The organism is Paenibacillus sp. FJAT-27812 (assembly GCF_001273905.1).
Taxonomy (GTDB): domain Bacteria; phylum Bacillota; class Bacilli; order Paenibacillales; family Paenibacillaceae; genus Pristimantibacillus.
The window spans coordinates 318558-336471 of record NZ_LIGH01000001.1; the positions used below are offsets into that span (position 1 = coordinate 318558).

A 17914-nucleotide genomic window follows, 5' to 3' on the forward strand; every position below is an offset into this window, starting at 1 on the left:
GCGGCTGCCAAACGGTTTCTCGAGCTGCTCCCGTAGCGTCGAGAGCTTGCCGCTAATTGACCTTATCACAATAGCTGACAGAAAAATTTGATGAACTAAAATGGCCAATAGGAAGGAACTTCTTCCATTTGGCCATTTTTGTCGATAGAAAGATCGTGGTTTACCTACAGATTCAAGCCTTCCATGTACTTAACCTCTAGGAATAAAATCCAGGCAGCGGAGATACGCCGTTCAAATACCAGTTTCCGACACTGCGCAGCTTGAATTCAGTAGGGTTGTGCAAGGTATGGGTTCGCACGTTGCGCCAAAATCGATCAAAGCCGTATTTGGATGAAGTAGCCCTTGCTCCCATCACTTCGAAAATCCGGTTCGTAATGTCGAGTGCCGTTTTTCCCGCCTTCACGTTAGCAGCAGCGATCAAGACTGCGCATTCGCCTCGCTCCTTTTCGGTTAGATCAATATCTTTGCTCCAGATGTAATCAAGCTCACGATCCGCTTTCTCGACCAGGCTTAGTGCTGACTGGTAATCCGTCCACAGATCGCCGTAACGTGCAATCGTAGACGGTTCAGCGGAAGCCTGCTCAACTCCCGATGTATACCAGGGCTTCGCATGCGTTTTCGTATAAGCTCTTGCTTCTTCGAGCGCACCTGCTGCGCTGCCGATAAAGATACTTGCAAGAATACTTTGAGACAGCAGCGGAATAATGGTAGAAAATACAGTTTGGCCAGAATAAGGCCTTTCTAATATTTCATTCGGCTTTACCCAAACATTTGCGAATACAACCGTCCCGCTCCCTGTCTGTCTTTGGCCCATATTATCCCAATCATCCACGATACGGACTCCTTCGCGAGAGGTTGGAATGATGCCTTCGTAATACTCACCGGTCTCTTCATCATTCCAAGAAATAGCGAGCAGATCCGAATCCGGAGAGCCTGAGCTGAACGATTTGGAGCCGTTGACCACTACCCCCCTCGTTGTATGTTTACCGATGATTGACTTCTCAAGCGGGTTTGAGGAATTTCCCCAGAAATAATGATGTCTAGCCGTCAATTCGTAAAAATAGCGCTTCTGCTCCTCGGTTCCGGCCAAGTGAGGTGCGACCATGCATAGAAAATGATAGCCATACAAATGGGCAAGCGCTGCGTCAGACCGAGAAAATTCCCTCACGACCTTAAGAACGTCCGACCACAGCCCTCCGTCTCCGCCATATTCCTCTGGAATGAGCAGCTTAAGCAGGCCGCTTTCGCGTATCCAATCGCGCTGTGTCTTTGGCGTGCCGCCTTCCTTGTCACGCTGGACGGCGTCCTCTCGAAACCGTTCTGCCAGCTCAGCCGCCACAGTTAAATAAATCGGTTCAATGGCAACCCCCATGTCCTTTCCCTCCTTTTGTCACTATTCGCCCCCGGCAGTGAATAGCTCTGGTGGCAAACCGACTAAATCTTTACCAACCAACTCGCGCGCCAAATGATTGGAAGGCGCAAGCACCAATCCTGCGCGAACATCGCGGTACAACCGTTCGACTACACCTTTCTTATACCCATAGCCGCCTGTAACGTCCATTGCGATAGATACGACTTGATTCGCAATTTCCGTGGCATGGATTTTGAACTCGGTCCCCTCATACCACAGCTCGCCGAGCAGCCTGCCTTCCGCCTCATACCGGTTATACTTCTCAGCAAGCGAGAGCTGCCACGGCTTCAAAGCACTTAGTGAGATTTTTGCATTAGCCAGTTGCTGGCGAATCACCTGATAGTCGGCGAGGCTCTTGTTAAAATCGCTGTGGATCGTCCGTTTCACGCGGTTTATCGCGATCGCAAGTGCCTCCTGCGCCACGCCGATCCAAGCCGATCCGATGCCAAGCAGATACAGCGGGTCGACACCGTTGAGGGCGATTTCGACCGCTTTATTTTCGCCGAGGAGCAAATCCTCTCTAGGAACCTTCACATTGTCAAGCTTGAGCGGTCCGCTTTGATTGCCGCGTACGCCATGAGCTTCCCAAGGCCCCGCGGAAATGCCTGGATCTTTGCCGTCCACGATGAAATAGCTCAAGTCACTCGGCTTTTGCGCGCCTGGTGTTTGGGTCTGAAGCACATAAAAGTCCGCGTGCCCGCCGCTCGTCGTAAACGACTTTTCCAAATCCAGGACATAATCTAACCCGTCCCGCTTCGCTTGACTCAAGTTGAACCAGGTATGACCGCCGGTCGCTTTCTCACTCATCGAATGCGTCGCGATCGCCCCTTTGCGAACGGGCTTCAGCCAGCGCTGCTTCTGATCCTCGGTTCCGTAATAGGCCACCGTTTGCGCCGCGCCGACATGCATGACATAAATGAGCGAGGTCGAAGGGCAGCCTTTGCCAATTTCCTCAGCAGCCAAGGAAAACGCCGTATAATCCAGTCCAAGACCATCGTATTCCTTTGGAATGAGGATGCTGTTCCAGCCTTCATCCGCCAATGCCTGCAAATTTTCTTTTGGAAAACGGCCTTCTTCATCGATCCGTTCCGCATTTGGTCTAATCCTTTCATCTACAATGCGACGAATATGTGCCGCTGTTTGCTCATGCGAATCATGGGCTGATTTTGTATAAGCTGTCATCTTTTTTTAACCTCCTTGGTTGCAGCGGCTGCCGATTAAGCGCCGTCGCATTGTTCGAATGGTAATCGGCCGACTCGGCCAGTTCGGACGCTTCCGTCGCGACTGCTCCGATGCGCTGCTTAATCGATGGATCGCTTTTAAGCTTGAACCAGGCATAGATTAGACTCGCTGCGACGACGCCAAAAATAATCCAAGGGAAGTAGCTGAAAGGTTTCGGTTGTCCAGGCTGAACCAGCGCCCAAATCGGGAGCCCAATGCTAATGACGCCAAGTATCGGCAGCACGTAACGCTGAACAAGCGTCAACTCTTTATTCGGATAGAAAATGACAGCTAAATTAAGCAAAGCATAAATAATTAAAAGCGGAATGGTCCCAATCGTTCCCAAATAACCAAAACCCGTCACCCATGTTTCTCCCGAAAAACCAAATAGAAGAGCGGCCGCGATACCAAGGCCGCTAAGCAGGGAAAGGGTCGCTGCCGGCGTCTGATACTTGGAGATAAAGCTGAGCTTCGCTGGAATGACGCCATCGCGAGCGGAGTTAAAAGCAACCCGGGAGAAGCCGTTCAGGCAGGCAATCGTCATGCCGACAATGCTCGTGAAGCCCGCGATAATCGCAAGGAAGGAGAAGCGTCCTAGATATTGGTTCGCGACATCGATGAAGGGGTTCGAGCTTTTAACGAGCGCGCTGTTATCGTTGCCAAAGCCCGTTACGACCGCGTAGCTGACCAGCAGATAGAACGCCGTCATTAGGGCGATGCTGATCAGAACAGCACGCTTCGTATTGCGCTTTGGATTGTCCGATTCCTCGGCAAGCGCAGCCGAATTTTCAAACCCGATAAACAAATAGATCGCAAGCGGGAAGCCGAGCCCAATACCAGCCAAGCCGCCCGTGACGGATGATGCAGCGAACGGTTCAAGTGATAAGCCGGCCGGTGGATCAATAAGCACGTAAATGGAAACTCCCGCTAGCACGACGACTTCGATCACGAGCGCAATCGTCGCTATTTTCGTCGAGCGGTCAATTCCTATAATCGTTAATCCCCAAATAACTAAGCCGAGAATGAGGGTCGGAACCGCCCAGTGGACGTGAATGTTATACAACGATAACGAATCGGCTATCCATCCCCCTAATTCAAGGAATGCTGAACCCGCCAGAAAGACCGTTCCAACGAGAAATACGATGGCCGAAGCCGTTCCCGTCAAGGGTCCGAACGTCATCCCGATATATTTGATTAAGGAACCACTCGAAGGATGTTTGGTGGAAAATCGTGTAAGGCTCAGCCCTACGAAAATAATCGCGATTGCTGAGATTAAAATCGTCAGCGGCGAGCCGATGCCTGTTGCCATGAAGATGACTGGAAGGCCGTAATAAATAGCTGCCGCTGGCGCCATTTGCGCCAACGTAGAGCCAATTGTATCAAACAGACTCAGCTTTCGCTTAGGTGTTAACTTCGATCCTCCACCCTCATTGCTTCCAACCTGTGCTGCTAATTCGGAATGACTCATCTCAAAACTCCTCCTCAATAATAAGTGATGGACATTGAAAAGAATAAAAAAGAAGACTTCCCTTAATTTCTCTGTTTCGAGATAAGAGAGCCTTCGGTTGTCCGATCGGTCTATTTCGTGTATAAAGTTATTTCAATTTGCGCTCGTCTGCTGCTTCAATGACTGTGCCGCCGCTTCCAGCCGCCTCACAAGAGGAATGACTGTTTGTCCGAAAAGCTCGAGCTCTTCGTCATAATGAAGGAAGCCCGTAAGCACTAGATCCACACCTATCTCTTTTAAGGCGATAATGCGCTCGGCTACCTGCTGGGCAGTGCCGATCAGCCCGGTTTTGAATCCGTCGTTGAATTGAATCAGATCCTCCAAGGATGAATTAGCCCACATGCCTTCACGGTCCAAGGTCGCTTGTCCGGCATTCTTTACCTGCTCACGGAACGCTTCCAATGCAGCACTGTCAGCATTCGTTATTATATCCTGCAGCACTTGCCTCGCCTCGGCCTCAGTTTCCCGCACAATTACAAAGGCGTTAACCCCGAATTTCACCGTGCGACGATATTCTTGCGCATAACCGGTTACTTCATCGATTTGCTTCTTCAATCCTTCAAGCGTATTGCCATTCATGAAATAATAATCTGATACCCGTCCTGCCATTCGCTTCGCAGCCTTGGAATTTCCGCCTTGAAAAATTGTCGGGCCGGGCCGCTGAACCGGTCGAGGGCTGAACTGCGCCTCGCGCAGCCGGTAAAAGTCTCCCGCGAACGTCGCTTTATCCGTTGTCCACAGCTCGCGCAGCACGCGTATGAATTCCTCCGAGCGACGGTAACGTTCGTCATGGTCCAGCCAAGGTTGGCCAAGCGCAATATACTCATCCTTGAGCCAACCGCTTACGACGTTGATCGCTGCTCGACCGCCACTCAAATGATCGATAGTTGTTAACATTTTCGCTACAATTGCGGGCGGCCACAAGCCGGAAGCGACAGCGACGATAAGGCTGAGCTTATTCGTCTTGACAGCAAGCGCGGCGGCGAAGGTAAGTGCCTCCCACTGATCTTCGGAGTCGCTGCTGGCGACAAAGCGGGTTGGCAGCAGCATATGGGCAAAGCCGCCTCGCTCTGCCGTTTTCGCGTAGCTGACATTGGCGTCGAACGACCAGCTCGTTCGCTGCTCCAGCTTTGTTGCGACCAAACCACCCTTCTCTAAGGGGGCCCAATATCCGAAATCAATTGTCATCGTTTCTCCTCCTTTACTGGCTTTTATGCGCTCCAGAAACTGTTGCCTTTTCGTTAACAGCATCTTGCTGCTTCTTGCCCTTGTCGGGCGGGAGCTCATTTCCGGCAATCATTTCACCAAACGGACTGATGAATGATCGTTCATCGTGATTCTCCTGATTGCGTAGAGGCAACAGCGGGAATAGCAGCTCAGCCGTACGGTATGCTTCCTCCAAATGCGGATAACCTGACAAGATGAATGTGTCGATTCCAAGCGCTGCATATTCGTTAATCCTTTCGGCTACTTGCTCAGGACTGCCGACAAGCGCCGTTCCTGCTCCGCCGCGAACCAATCCGATCCCTGCCCACAGATTAGGGCTGATGACGAGATGCGATCGGTCTCCGTTATGAAGCTGGCTCATCCGCTTCTGCCCTTCCGAATCCATTCGGGCGAAAATACGCTGCGCGTTTGCGATCGTTTCTTCATCCAGATGGGAAATGAGATCGTCGGCTGCCTGCCAAGCTTCCTCTTCCGTCCGCCGAACTATAAGATGAAGCCGAATGCCGAACTTCAGCACTCTTCCTTTAGCTGCTGCCAATTCGCGCATTCTGTCCAACTTGCATCGAACAAGGTCAGGAGGCTCCCCCCAGGTGAGATAAACATCGACATGGTCCGCCGCGACGTCCATCGCCGCATCGGACGAACCACCGAAGTAAAGCGGCGGGTAAGGCTTCTGAACGGGCGGATACAATACCGTTCCGCCTTGCACGTGCAAATGCTCTCCCTCGTAATCGACGCTCTCCCCCGCAAGCTCTTTGCGCCAAATATGCAGAAACTCGTCGGTCAGTTCATATCTCGTATCATGGTCCAAGAACAGCCCGTCGCCGGCAAGCTCCACCGGATCACCGCCTGCTACGACATTAATGAGAAGTCTTCCTTTCGAGAACCGGTCCAGCGTCGCTGTCATTCTTGCCGCCAATGTCGGCTGAACTAAACCCGGCCTTACAGCAACGAGAAACTTAAGCCTCTCGGTGGCAGGCACAAGAGTAGAGGCGACGATCCAGGAGTCCTCGCAGGATTTGCCTGTCGGAAGCAGTACCCCGTTAAACCCGAGCTCGTCCGCTGCTTGGGCAATCTGTTTGCAATAATTGTAGGTGACGGCCCTCGCTCCATCGCTTGTACCCATGTAACGACCGTCGCCATGCGTTGGTATAAACCAAAATATTTCCATTCATGCTCATCCTTTCGTTTATACTTTATCTTCTTCATCGTTACATAGGTGTTCTGCTGTTTTTGCTTGACTGCTTCAGCAGTTGCCACACCGGATCCGTCAAGCGCTGCTTGTCGTAATCGTTGTATTGATTGGCATATCCCCGAACCGGATCCCCGGCATAGAACCGCTCGTACAGCTCGTGCCTTGCGCCTAGCGGACTGCCGATTAAATCCCAAGCCAGCTTGAACAGCTGAACCTTCTTCTCGGCACTGATTGAAGCACCCTCGAAATAACGGTGCATCAAATTCGTGAGCGGGCCATAAAAATCCTCCATGCCTGACGGTGCCTGAACGAACCCGCCTCCGCCCACCTGCTGCAAGATCTCGATCGCCCGAGGGTAAAATTTCGTGCCTATGCTGCGCGCAGTATGAATGTAGGTTAGCTCTGGGACCAGAACGCCCGTTTCATCCGGCTTTGCCTGCGTCTCCGAGGCGATGACGAGTGCCTTAATGACATCAATCTGCGTGATCAGTTCGCCGAGCTTTTCCTGCACGTGGAGAAAGCCTCCCGCCCCGATTGAATCTGCTACTGCAAAAGTGATGCCCGCTACAAATTCGAGCTTCGCCACATAGCGGACGATATTTTGATGGAATGCCAGCGCATTGGCCGACTTGTTGTTCCTTAGCGCCAGCACCTTCGCCGAATCGCCGAACAGCAGCACTCGTTCCCAAGGGATGAGTACATCCTCGAAAAACAACACAGCATCCATTTCCTCGTATCTCGCACTGAGTGGATGATCCTGTCCCCGGAGGTCTGCGAACGATTCCCGACATACGATATGCAGTCCAGGTGAGTTCGCTGGCACAATAAGCACATGCGCGTAATTCCGGTCTTTCGCTTCAAATTTCAAAAAAGATGAAATGATGAAATCATGCGTATAAGGCGCCCCCGTTGCAATCATTTTGGCTCCCCGCACGACGATGCCCTCGCTCGTTTCTTTTACAACATGGAGGAAGCGATCTGCAATGCGGGAATTGTCCAAATCCTTGGAGCGGTCAATTTGCGGATCGATAATGGCAGTAGTCAGAAATAGGTCACCGTCACGCGCTTCCTCGTAATATTTCGTGATTTTATGTTCAAAGTGCGGATCCAGCCGCCCAAGTTCCTTCCGCGCCGCATACCAGCCGGTTACGAGCGAGCGGGCATAATCCGATAAACGGCTCATCATCCCATGTGTTTGCTGTGACCAGTAATCGAATGAACGGCTTCGCTTTGCCAGCTGTTCATGCGTATATGGAACAAGAAACGAGCTGTGCGCATAACGATCTGTATTGCCAACCTTGAACCCGACAATGTCCCTTATGGCAGGATCGTCCAATGTATTAAACAACTGCCTAATCGTGTCCAAAGTACCCTTGAATGCCGGATGCTCAGACAATTGCCCGACTTGAACGCCTTCGAGCCAAACTTGACGGCCATCATTCAAGCTGCGCAAGAATGCTTCTCCTCTCAAGCTACATTCCCCATTTCGTATAATTAATTATTTACATTATCCCAATTGATTTAATTGGTTTTATTTATTATGATAGCTATAATTTATTTTCCTACAACCGTTAGTTTTGAGAATTTTGTCGAAAATCCAACAGTTAACTGGGAAAATGTTTGAATTCTTGAGAATAACCCTACAGAAAACATGCATTTGTTTGTCTCTAAAATGACCACGTATAGATGGAAATCTATTTCCCTGTTTAGGTCACAGTAACAAACAAGCTCATTTACATGTTGTTTTTCCGACAAATTTATTAAATATGTTGAACATGGAGGTGTGGGAATGGAGCAATCTTCAGATCGTCGCATTATTCGGACCAAACAATTCATTACCGAAGCATTCCTTGCTTTACTGCAGGAGAAGAGCTTCAAGGAAATTGTCATTAAGGAAATTACGGAGCGGGCTAACGTGAACCGTTCTACCTTTTACGCCTATTACAGCGACAAAGATGATCTGTTGATCAAAATGGTGGAGGGAAAGCTCACTGAATTAAACGCCATATTCACGGAGGATAAAGCGGGGAGACTAGAAGCTTACTTACCTAGATTCGATAGTTCCGATCCGTTTTTCATTGCTTTGTTCGATCATCTGGAGGCCAATGAAACGTTTTACCGCGTGCTGCTGACGAAACTAGATCCGGCGGCATCTAGCTACTACTCCGATAAAATGATCGCTGTCATCCGTGATGCCTTTTATTGGCGAATTTCCAACATCCCAATGGATTACAAACAGGCTGTTCCACAGGACCTGCTGCTCGACTACGTCAGCTTCTCTACTTTTCACTTGGCGAAAAAATGGTTGGAGCAGCGAATGGTTTACTCATCCCGGCATATGGCTTTACAACTTACCCGCCTCTCCTTTCTCGGCTCTTATCAAGCCATGGGTTTGCTCGATTAATCGAACGTTGAGGACGATATCGCTTTTCAAGTCATTAAAAAGAAGCATGCTCCTATCCCGATCTCGCGACAAGTGCATGCTTCTCGTATTGGAAATACCAATGTTATCCTCTATAGCTGAACTGGCTGCAGCAATTTATGACCAAGCACGGTGCATCGGTGACTAGTCCAGCCCGCTCGTCTTGTCGCCATGCCCGCCCGAGAAGCCGACTATCTGCCCTGTACCCGGCTCCGGCACTCGCATAAGGATGACGATACCTACGATGAACAGGATGACGAGACTGAATACGCCCATGCTCGTGTGGCCGGTGAGCTGCGCGGTTACGCCGACAAGAAGGGGACCCAGAATCGAAGCGAACTTGTCGAAAATATTATAAAACCCGAAAAACCGGTTAGCGTTCTCCTTAGGCACCATCCGCGCGAAGTAAGACCGGCTCAGCGCCTGGATGCCGCCTTGCGAGGTAGCAACCAGCATCGCAAGCACCCAGAAGTCGAACGCCGACTTCATGAAATATGCATAGATACATACGATGATATAGACGCAGATGCCGACGTACAGCATGATTTTGCCCGAGAACCGATCCGCCAGACGCCCGTACAACATCGCGAACGGGGCAGCGACGACTTGCGTGACGAACAATATGATGAGCAGGTCGGTCGATTCGATGCCCAAATCGGTCCCATAGGCGGTGGACATCGTAATGATCGTACCAACGCCGTCGATGTAGAAAAAATAAGCGAGCAAGAAAAGGAAAATCGCGCGATGCTGCTTGATCTGCTTTAAGGTCTCGTAAAGACGCTTGAAGCTGTTGGCAACGATCCGAGGCTCGCGGTTCAAGTAATGCTTCTGGCGTACGTTGCGGAGCATGGGCAGGGTGAAGACGCCCCACCAGAGAGCCGTAATGAAGAACGCGATTTGGCTCGCAGCCGTGACGGAGATTGGCAGAACCTCTTGCTCAGCAAGAAGAATGATCGCAATGCTGATGATAAAAGGAAACGTGCTCCCTATATATCCGAACGCAAACCCGCGGGCAGACACTTTGTTCATTCGTTCGTCATCGGTGACGTCCACGAGAAAGGCATCGTAGAACACATTGGAGCCCGCCGAGCCGATCGCGATGAACATATAACAGACGAGCAGCAGCTCCCAGCTGTCGTTCGGAATAAACGTAAGCAGCGCCGTGGCGACGATGCCTAGCAAGCTGAAGCCGGCGAAAAACGTTTTTTTGAACCCTTGGTAATCCGCAATCGTGCCCAAGATCGGGCCTAACAGGGCAAGGATAAACGTCGAAATCGCAATCGTATATCCCAGGTAAGCCGTAGAATTCGTGGCGCTGACGCCTGCGTCCTCTGCCGCCGCTTTATAGAAAAGCGGAAAGACGGCAGTCGAAATGATAATGGAGTAGGCGGAATGGCCCCAGTCGTACCACATCCAGCTTTTTTCTTCCTTCGAATATGACCCCATAAGCTTGGCCTCCTGAATGAACCGAATGCTCTTATTGTATAGGAAATGGAGACTTCCGGGAGGATAGAACAAAAAATTTACAAAAGACCGGGTTCGCCAAGCGCAAAGCATCTATTTTTAAAATCATTTGTAAAATTATTGTGATGTAACTTTCGAATTGAGTTAGCACTCTGACTCCAACAGGAGGAACTATGAATCCGGAGTACGCGCATATATAAAATGCCGAAATGACTCGCGGGCGTTCTTCCGGCTTCGGCAGCTGGCTGGCAAACCTTAAAGAAAATAAGTTACTTTCATATTCAGTAGTCTGGTTTTCGTGACCATGCCCGCACTCTCCAGAGTCCTCTTAGAAGCTTCGTTATAGTACCAACATCCACTTACAGGCTTAACACCCTGATCAGCACACCATTTCCTTAATTGTAAAATGATGACTCTCCCAATTCCTTGCTTTCTATAAGCCTCATTCGTTAACATACCAACCGACTACTTTTGACCTCTCTTGGATCATGTAAAAAGTCGATGCTAGAATATGCTCCTCCAAGAAGGAATCAAAAGGTGAAGATAACCCGTCGATGTATTCTTCAATAAGAAATTGAATCTCATCGATAAGACATTCTTTAGTAATCATCATCCCAAGACATCCTTTCATAACAAAGAGCAGGCAGAGGCGGCATGGTACAGTAAATCCATAACAATCGAAAGGATGGATGGGCGGATGACTCATGTCGTAACGCAAGAGCACATTGAATTCTATCAGAAGAACGGTTTCGTTCAGGTGGACAATATCCTCAGTCAGGAAGAGGTCGCGGAGCTCACTGAGGCGATGGAAGAAGTGATGGTAGATCGCTCTCAACTCTCTATTGCCACTGATGTCAGCACCGGCTCATATTATAAGGTGCTTAACCTTGCAACAGCTTCTGTACTTTGGCGTCTGCTGACTTCTGTACGTTCAGCCTGCTTTCACAAGCAGGTTTACGAGGTTTCTCGCGTTCCGTACAGATCTCCCCAGGTAAGAACGCTATCTTCCTCTCCATCTATCTGCTTCATTTACTCTCGCACGCCTTCGGCAGTAAGGACTTTGGTTTGTTTAGCAACCTCATCCAACGTTCGCTAGCCTTATATGAAGTTCGTGTTCCTCAGACCGGAGATTTGCCGCCAGCTTCCTTCAGATTCCACCTCGCGATGAACACCCTTGCCTTGAGCTATGGCTACTACTGCCTTCGCCATTCGGGACTTGAACCCTATAGATAGCGCCCATGCTGGGCGCACTAAAATTGAAAAGGAGCAGCTGGTCGGCTGCTCCTTTTACATACGCACAAAATGAGATGTTATGCACATCGTTTTGCCTGTTCGTCACTCAATCATTAACACCTTACATAATTGCGTTTGAAACCAAGCCGCCCTTTATCTACTGCCTTCTGAATAGTCTCGGAAGCGTGTAGGAACTTGCTTTTTGTCTTGTCCCGTTTGACTTCTACTTGGCCAACTGCTTTTGCGGTCTCGACCGCCTTATCATGGAGAGGCGTAAAGGATACCCCCACGGTGTAAATAAAACGATTCATTGCATATTTTGTTCGTTCGGGAGAATCGTGAATCGTATTTTGCACAATTTCTAGCATATTGGCAAGTTTGCTTTCGGAAAATTCGCCGTCCGGTCGACTGCCCAAAAGCCAACAGTAACAACTCCAGCCCGCTGACATTCGCAGTTCTTCGCCGCTTGCGATCCATTTATCGGCAACGTCTTGTGCAATATCTGTTTCTGCCAAGGTTACAGCCACTATATAGTCGGATATCATATAAAAATAAGCCGAATCTATCCAACGGTTAAAATCAGCATCCGTCATTGCTTTTGGGTCTGCAATTACACCGGCAAAGTACATGGCATCGTAATTTCCGCTTGCGTAAAGCTGCTCCGCCAAAGGTTGGTTTTTTTAATTTACTTGGCGATGGGCTTCATTGCGCCTGTAGCCACACCAAAAAGCGGTTCGTGCGCGCCATTGGATACATATATTTTCTTGGTTCGTTCCTTGCCGAGAGCTTCAAGCTCCTGCATAACCATTTCAATATTCATTGTTTAACACTTCCTTATTCATGAAGGATTCCATCAATTTTATCATAACCTCATACCGGACAGCCATAGCGTACAGCATCTGCCTCCCTTAAACTCTTCACTGCTCAAGCAATCTCCTATAACAATACCATTATTGACCATTGTTCATGTTCAAAACCTGCGATAAGAACGCAGCTATTTTCCTTGCTTCATTCCTCCGCAGTACATTTAAATCGGTGCCGCTTACGTCTGTTCCTGACGTAAGCGGCTCTTTTTTTTCACACTCTTGCAACTAGCGTCACGCTCTAACGTATAGCTATGACTCTAGTTTTTTGACGGCTCATGGAGAATACAGGCAATTTTACGTATATAAGACTGCATGAATCTAGTAATTGCTGGTATAATAATAGACCTACATAGCCTAAGAATTCTAAAGGAGACTTGTATGAAAAAAAATGTATACCTGATCATTTTGATCTGTGGGTTGATGAGTATTTCCGGTTATATGCCAAACCAGGCGGTAGCAAGCGGTAGTTATACAGCCAGGGTGTACACCGACTTATTGAATGTCCGCAGTGAGCCTTCACTTGAATCGACGATCGTAGGTGCTTTGAAGAATCGCGAGCTGGTCACCGTTTCGAATGATGAACACGGCTGGCTGCGCATCAAGTCGGACCAGCTCTCCGGATGGGTGGCAGGTCAATATTTGAAGAAGGTCGATGGCACTGTAGTAACGGCATCGGCGACAGATCAAGATAGCATTGTGCAAAAGAGTTCTGCAACCACCCGGGCGACTGTGCTCGCGGATTCGCTGCGGATCAGGGCTGGCGCCGGATTGAGCTATAAGGTTCTAGGAGGCCTAACAAAGGGTGAGGCCGTTACGATAATGGACAACCAGGAAGGCTGGGCAAAGATCCAGACTGCTGATGGACAAATCGGCTGGGTATCAGATCGTTATATCGTGAGAGGCGCAAAGCAAACAGCTTCGGCTTCGGTTTCTTCAGGAAAATCGAATGGGCTTAAAGGGAAAGTAATCGTCATTGACCCCGGACATGGCGGAGACGATCCCGGAATGATCGGAATGAAACATGAAACGATAGAGAAAGAGCTTAATTTGACCACCTCCTTCTACCTCGAGGATGAGCTTCGCAACCGCGGAGCTCGCGTCCTCATGACAAGAACGAAGGATGAGGAGAGGCCTAAGCTCTCCGACAGGGTGATGATAAGCGAATCCGCCGGCGCGGACGCTTTCGTCAGCATCCATTATAATTCTTCGGAAAAAAATACGTCCGGCATACTTACCTTCTTTTATTCAGAAACGAAAGATCAACCATTGGCCCGCGCGATAGAAAACAGGCTTGCAGACGGCATCGGCTTGAAGAGCAACGGGATTTCTTTTGGCAATCTTCATGTTTTGCGGGAAAATGATAGGGTATCAACACTCGTAGAGCTCGGATTCTTGTCCAACGCAAAGGATGAATCCATCGTCCGCGGCTCCAGCTACCAAAAGAAAGCAGCCAAAGCAATTGCGGAAGGGCTGGAAGATTACTTCAGCAGGTAACTGCATATTTGATCGGATAAGAGCAGACCGCCAGCTTTGGGCGGTCTGTTTTTGCTTGTAGGGGTCTCGCCATCAAAACGCATAATAGTTAAGTTGGTGAAAAGATAGAGTTGAATCCACTGCATCCGAAGGTATTTTTTCACTCGTACGCTCGCTTCGCCATCGCTGTCTACTCTCATATACAAAAAGATACCCATAGCTGTAAACACTTTTTCAAAGTGTCCAGGTATGGGTACCCTATTCATCCTTGCATCTCCGCTTTAGGCGCCGTTGGCTGCGGCTCATCCGGCACAAGCTTCGCAGTCCACCGATGATGATTTCTGGCTGCCGTACGGAGAACGCTGCTCCTGATGCGTTTCATTCCTTCAGACGTTTTTTAAACGCCGGTGAAAAGAAGGCTGATATCCTCGTTGCCGTTCTTCGTCTTCCATCCGTTGTAGCCTGCCGCATCGGTAATGCCCGGTTTGAACGTCAGTTCATACACCTGGCCCGGCTTCATGTCCTTGGACAGCTTCAGCGTTACCTCGGTAACGACCGCGCCCGTATTGTTTAATTCGTCGCGGGATATACCGACGGCATCCCCTCCCTGTTCCTTTATTACGAAGAATGGCTCGTTGACGTTTTTCACTGGTTCGCTGAATACGACCTTAATCGTCGTCCGGCTCAAGACGATAACCTGGTTCGCATACGGAGCCTCGTTGGCGACAATGGTTCCCGCGAACGCGGATTCGTTCGCGCCGTCCTGCGAGATGAGTGATGACACGCCATTTACTCTCGCCGTGTACACGTGACCAGGATGGAACAAGCCCGGGTTCGGATCGGTTCCCGTGCGGAATTGGACGGCAACGACCCTATTCGTTCCCGGCTTGCGGACGGCGTATTTGCTCCAGCCGGACATCGAAACATTGGCTCCGTTGTCTTTGAGAATCGTTACAGATAAGGAACCGACGTCTGAGTCCTTGATATCTCTGTCGAACGTAATCTCGATGGTGTTCTCGTTAACCGCGGCTATGCTCTGAAGCTTCACCGGAAGGATTGGATTGGAGATGCCCCCGAATAGAAGGCCCGATTTCGAATCCATCACATTGCCAGCCTGGTCGGGAATGCCCGACACGGTAAGGTTGTACACGGTTTTGTCTTGTTGGGCGGAAGTCCGCAGCGTGACGGTGCGTCCCTCGTTGTCCAGGCTTGCTGACACGATCGCCAAGCCGCCAATGCTATACCGTCCAGTCTGCACGGCAATATCCCGATTTACCTTCTCACTGAATTTAACGGTCAATGAAGCATCCGCATTTACTTTAAATTCCGAATCAATGATCGTCGGCTTTACCGCGTCGTCGTTGCCGATGATAGACAAATCCGATCGTGTGTCCATAACATTGCCGGCGAGATCTTTGACGTTCTTAACAGTTAGCCAGTATTTGGTGTTGTCCGACTGATTCGATGTAGAGAACGTGACCTGTCTCTTGTCCGAAGAGAGCTGCAGATTCGTTAGCTTCAGATTGCCGGAAAACGAGTAGTTCGCGGGATTCGTAGCCGTCTTGCTTTCAACCTGCTCAGAGAACGTCAGGATATAGGAGCGAGCTGTTACCCGGTCGAATCCGGTTATCGTTGGCTTCACCAAGTCCGATCTCGTCGAAGAGAAATCCCATGCCTTGCCATCGATTGCTAAGTAATGCTTGCGGTTCTCGAGCTGGTCGCTCGTCGTGAGCAATACCGACATCCCATCTCCGCTGAGCGTCGCAAGAATGATCGGTACAACATTGCCGAGATCGTCCCGCAGAGAGAATCGGCCGATATCCGCCGAGTCGGTCTTCGTCTTCAGGTTCACCCGCACCGTCTGAACGTTCAGTCCTTCGACCGACTTCACGTCGAGCGCACTGTCCCAGCCCGTATAGACTGCGTAAACAGCCTCCACGAGCACGCCTCGCGTGGCGTTGACCGTATAGTCGTTCCGAGGGGTGATCCAACCTTGGCTAAGAGCGGTTCCGACCGCAACCTTCGCCCAAGCAGATGCTTTGCCAACGAAGCCGACATTCGGGCTGGCAGGGACGTTGTTGACCTTCACCAGCACGGTGGCCAATTCTTCGACCTTCACCGGGGCTTTCGGTTCGAATCGGTTACCCCCTTTGCCGATCATGATGCCCGCGCTTCGCACGGCTTGGACAGCCGCGAACGACCAGCGCGTCTTCAGCACGTCCACGAAGCCGGGCGTGGAATTGGAACGAGGCAACTCGAGAAGCTTGTAGAGCACGGAAGCGAATTGTTCGCGTGACATGGATTCGTTCAGGCGGGATGACCCGTCCTCGAAACCGGTCATAATCCCTTGACGCTTCAGCACTTGGAACTTCTCCTCCGTCGTGAGCGCCGCCGCTCCCACGGCCGGGATGGCCAATCCAAGCAGCAACGATAACGCGAGCAATGCCAGAGCGATTTTCCTCATTTTTGCAATCCTCCTATAGAATTTCTGCTGGAACCGCGGAAAAAGAAGAATCCGTAAGCGGATGCGGGCCAGCGAATGTACCCTCTTTAACGACACTACGGAGGAAAATGTTTCTGTCGAAGGCTGTCTCATCCAAAACTAGTCACGGTTCGAGTGAATTTCCGTAAATTCACCGCGAGATTATTCCCGCAGAGGTGACACGGAGCCTGCGGACATCGCTCTCGCCAGAAAGAATGAACCATTTTTCAACAAAAAAATACAACCGCCACTAATGAGGGCAGGCTGTATTAGTTTAAAGTCCTTAATTGGATGGAATGATTCGAATTTCCTTATCCAAATTGGCAAGCATCATGTAATTGCGATTGAAAGTAAAGATGCGTTTTACCTGATAAAAGGACATGGTCACAGCAGTGAATGCTTCGCTGAGCGAGAAACGAAGCTCGGGCCTGTCCATAAGCAGTCTGCGCGATTCCCTCTCAAATTCGGGGCCGCCGGAGATGACCTCAAGCTTCCCTTTACTCACCGCCTTATCAATGGCATTCAGAAAATATTCCGCCTGCTGATAGCTGTATTCGTTGCAAAGCCACACGTGAAGATCAAATATAATGGAGTTGGTAGTCACATAATTACGTTCAAGATCATGCAAATCCAGAAACAGGGAACGGGCTTTCATATAGCGGGGGTCTTCAGGGTTCATTAAAGCGGCTAAAGCCGTTTCATCCAGAAAAATGGTTTCCTTAATGTTCAAGTAGTTATCCATATGTAAGCACTCCTTAATCCTCTAGTTTGCAAATACCGTCCAAATACAGAAGTGGGTTATCTTCTTTTTGGTCCACTGAGATAGGGGTTGATTCGTTTGGGGCGCTTGCCAGGTATTGGACAATGATTCCATTGACGATCGCTTGCACGGTCGTATGCTGCATATCGGCGATTGCTTTCAGCTCAACATAATTTTGTAATTATTCACCATCGTGATTCACTCCTTATGCATAGCTTTTATAAAGATTCGTCTAATTTTGTCGATTTAAGGGGGGGAATATCGGGTGGAAAGCTAGCTTCTGGCTTTTAATCTGTAAGCAGCATAAGCTATTGTAAAAACAATCATGCTGCCGACTGTGTTAATAACAAGATAAGGCTTAACGTAGCCGGAACAGTAAAAGGGTAGTTCTTCGCACAATAGCTCAAATCCCGCGGACGGAAACTCGTGTCCATACCATGGGAAACCTTTAGCCATCAAATTTGCCAATAAAGCAATGCCTAGTTTATCCACTGCTTGCGTTAAAAAGTAAAGCATTGTATACGTCGCCGCTATAATAAAAGTTTGTTTTATGAGAGTCCCTACAACTGTCGAGAGTCTATTCATTAAAGAAATACGCATACATTTTTCTCCTTATACTGAAACCATCTATTTTGATAATATTTCCAATTACA

Annotated in this window: 16 protein-coding genes and 1 pseudogene; 3 read left to right on the forward strand and 14 right to left on the reverse strand. The window is 49.5% G+C overall.

Translation table 11 applies throughout. From position 1 onward, the window contains the following. Positions 1–196 precede the first annotated feature (196 nt). From ADU23_RS01465 to ADU23_RS01490, 6 genes are all read right to left on the reverse strand, one after another. Positions 197–1372, reverse strand: a complete 1176-nt coding sequence (locus ADU23_RS01465; protein ID WP_053372119.1) for an acyl-CoA dehydrogenase family protein — start codon at positions 1370–1372, stop codon at positions 197–199. A 21-nt stretch (positions 1373–1393) separates the two neighbouring features. After that, positions 1394–2593 (reverse strand): acyl-CoA dehydrogenase family protein, encoded by a 1200-nt coding sequence (locus tag ADU23_RS01470; protein WP_053372120.1) that lies wholly within the window; start codon positions 2591–2593, stop codon positions 1394–1396. Beyond that, on the reverse strand, positions 2565–4100 hold the full coding sequence (locus ADU23_RS01475; RefSeq protein WP_053372121.1) for an APC family permease: 1536 nt from the start codon (positions 4098–4100) through the stop codon (positions 2565–2567). Before ADU23_RS01475 ends, ADU23_RS01470 begins: the two co-directional genes overlap by 29 nt. A gap of 132 nt (positions 4101–4232) precedes the next feature. After that, on the reverse strand, positions 4233–5327 hold the full coding sequence (gene sfnG / locus ADU23_RS01480) for a dimethylsulfone monooxygenase SfnG (RefSeq protein WP_053372122.1): 1095 nt from the start codon (positions 5325–5327) through the stop codon (positions 4233–4235). A gap of 13 nt (positions 5328–5340) precedes the next feature. Further along, on the reverse strand, positions 5341–6537 hold the full coding sequence (gene ssuD, locus ADU23_RS01485) for an FMNH2-dependent alkanesulfonate monooxygenase (RefSeq protein ID WP_053372123.1): 1197 nt from the start codon (positions 6535–6537) through the stop codon (positions 5341–5343). Positions 6538–6577: 40 nt separating this feature from the next. Next, on the reverse strand, positions 6578–8014 hold the full coding sequence (locus tag ADU23_RS01490; RefSeq protein WP_442950597.1) for a 4-hydroxyphenylacetate 3-hydroxylase family protein: 1437 nt from the start codon (positions 8012–8014) through the stop codon (positions 6578–6580). Between the two features lie 336 nt (positions 8015–8350). Here ADU23_RS01490 and ADU23_RS01495 point away from each other — a divergent pair, with 336 nt between their 5' ends. Then, complete coding sequence (locus ADU23_RS01495) at positions 8351–8965, forward strand: TetR/AcrR family transcriptional regulator (protein ID WP_053372125.1); 615 nt, start codon at positions 8351–8353, stop codon at positions 8963–8965. Between the two features lie 162 nt (positions 8966–9127). On the opposite strand, the gene ADU23_RS01500 is transcribed toward ADU23_RS01495, so the two are convergent. The 3 genes from ADU23_RS01500 to ADU23_RS32605 form a co-directional block, all read right to left on the reverse strand. Then, positions 9128–10429: an MFS transporter gene (locus ADU23_RS01500; protein ID WP_053372126.1), complete on the reverse strand. Its 1302-nt coding sequence runs from the start codon at positions 10427–10429 to the stop codon at positions 9128–9130. 273 nt (positions 10430–10702) lie between these two features. Beyond that, positions 10703–10903, reverse strand: coding sequence for a GNAT family N-acetyltransferase (locus tag ADU23_RS34015; protein WP_331459217.1), 201 nt, complete (start codon positions 10901–10903; stop codon positions 10703–10705). Beyond that, positions 10890–11060, reverse strand: a complete 171-nt coding sequence (locus ADU23_RS32605) for a hypothetical protein (protein ID WP_157265546.1) — start codon at positions 11058–11060, stop codon at positions 10890–10892. The genes ADU23_RS34015 and ADU23_RS32605 overlap by 14 nt, the downstream gene beginning before the upstream one ends. An 84-nt stretch (positions 11061–11144) precedes the next feature. On the opposite strand from ADU23_RS32605, the gene ADU23_RS32610 reads away from it, so the two are divergent. Next, positions 11145–11543, forward strand: coding sequence for a hypothetical protein (locus tag ADU23_RS32610; protein WP_053372127.1), 399 nt, complete (start codon positions 11145–11147; stop codon positions 11541–11543). Positions 11544–11793: 250 nt separating this feature from the next. On the opposite strand, the pseudogene ADU23_RS01510 reads toward ADU23_RS32610, so the two are convergent. Then, a pseudogene (locus ADU23_RS01510) lies at positions 11794–12500 on the reverse strand (DNA alkylation repair protein). A gap of 424 nt (positions 12501–12924) precedes the next feature. On the opposite strand from ADU23_RS01510, the gene ADU23_RS01515 reads away from it, so the two are divergent. Beyond that, positions 12925–14040 (forward strand): N-acetylmuramoyl-L-alanine amidase, encoded by a 1116-nt coding sequence (locus ADU23_RS01515; protein ID WP_053372128.1) that lies wholly within the window; start codon positions 12925–12927, stop codon positions 14038–14040. Here the strand turns inward: ADU23_RS01515 and ADU23_RS01520 are convergent. From ADU23_RS01520 to ADU23_RS01535, 4 genes are all read right to left on the reverse strand, one after another. Further along, the gene (locus tag ADU23_RS01520) at positions 14025–14285 is read right to left on the reverse strand and encodes a hypothetical protein (RefSeq protein WP_053372129.1); all 261 of its coding nucleotides are present in this window, start codon (positions 14283–14285) and stop codon (positions 14025–14027) included. The two genes, ADU23_RS01515 and ADU23_RS01520, sit on opposite strands and share 16 nt — an antisense overlap. 131 nt (positions 14286–14416) lie before the next feature. Continuing rightward, on the reverse strand, positions 14417–16483 hold the full coding sequence (locus ADU23_RS01525; protein WP_053372130.1) for an Ig-like domain-containing protein: 2067 nt from the start codon (positions 16481–16483) through the stop codon (positions 14417–14419). Positions 16484–16784: 301 nt separating this feature from the next. After that, positions 16785–17243 carry a hypothetical protein gene (locus ADU23_RS01530; RefSeq protein ID WP_053372131.1) on the reverse strand — a complete coding sequence of 153 codons (459 nt, stop codon included), beginning with the start codon at positions 17241–17243 and terminating at the stop codon, positions 16785–16787. A gap of 291 nt (positions 17244–17534) precedes the next feature. Further along, positions 17535–17861 carry a hypothetical protein gene (locus ADU23_RS01535; protein WP_053372132.1) on the reverse strand — a complete coding sequence of 109 codons (327 nt, stop codon included), beginning with the start codon at positions 17859–17861 and terminating at the stop codon, positions 17535–17537. Positions 17862–17914 lie beyond the last annotated feature (53 nt).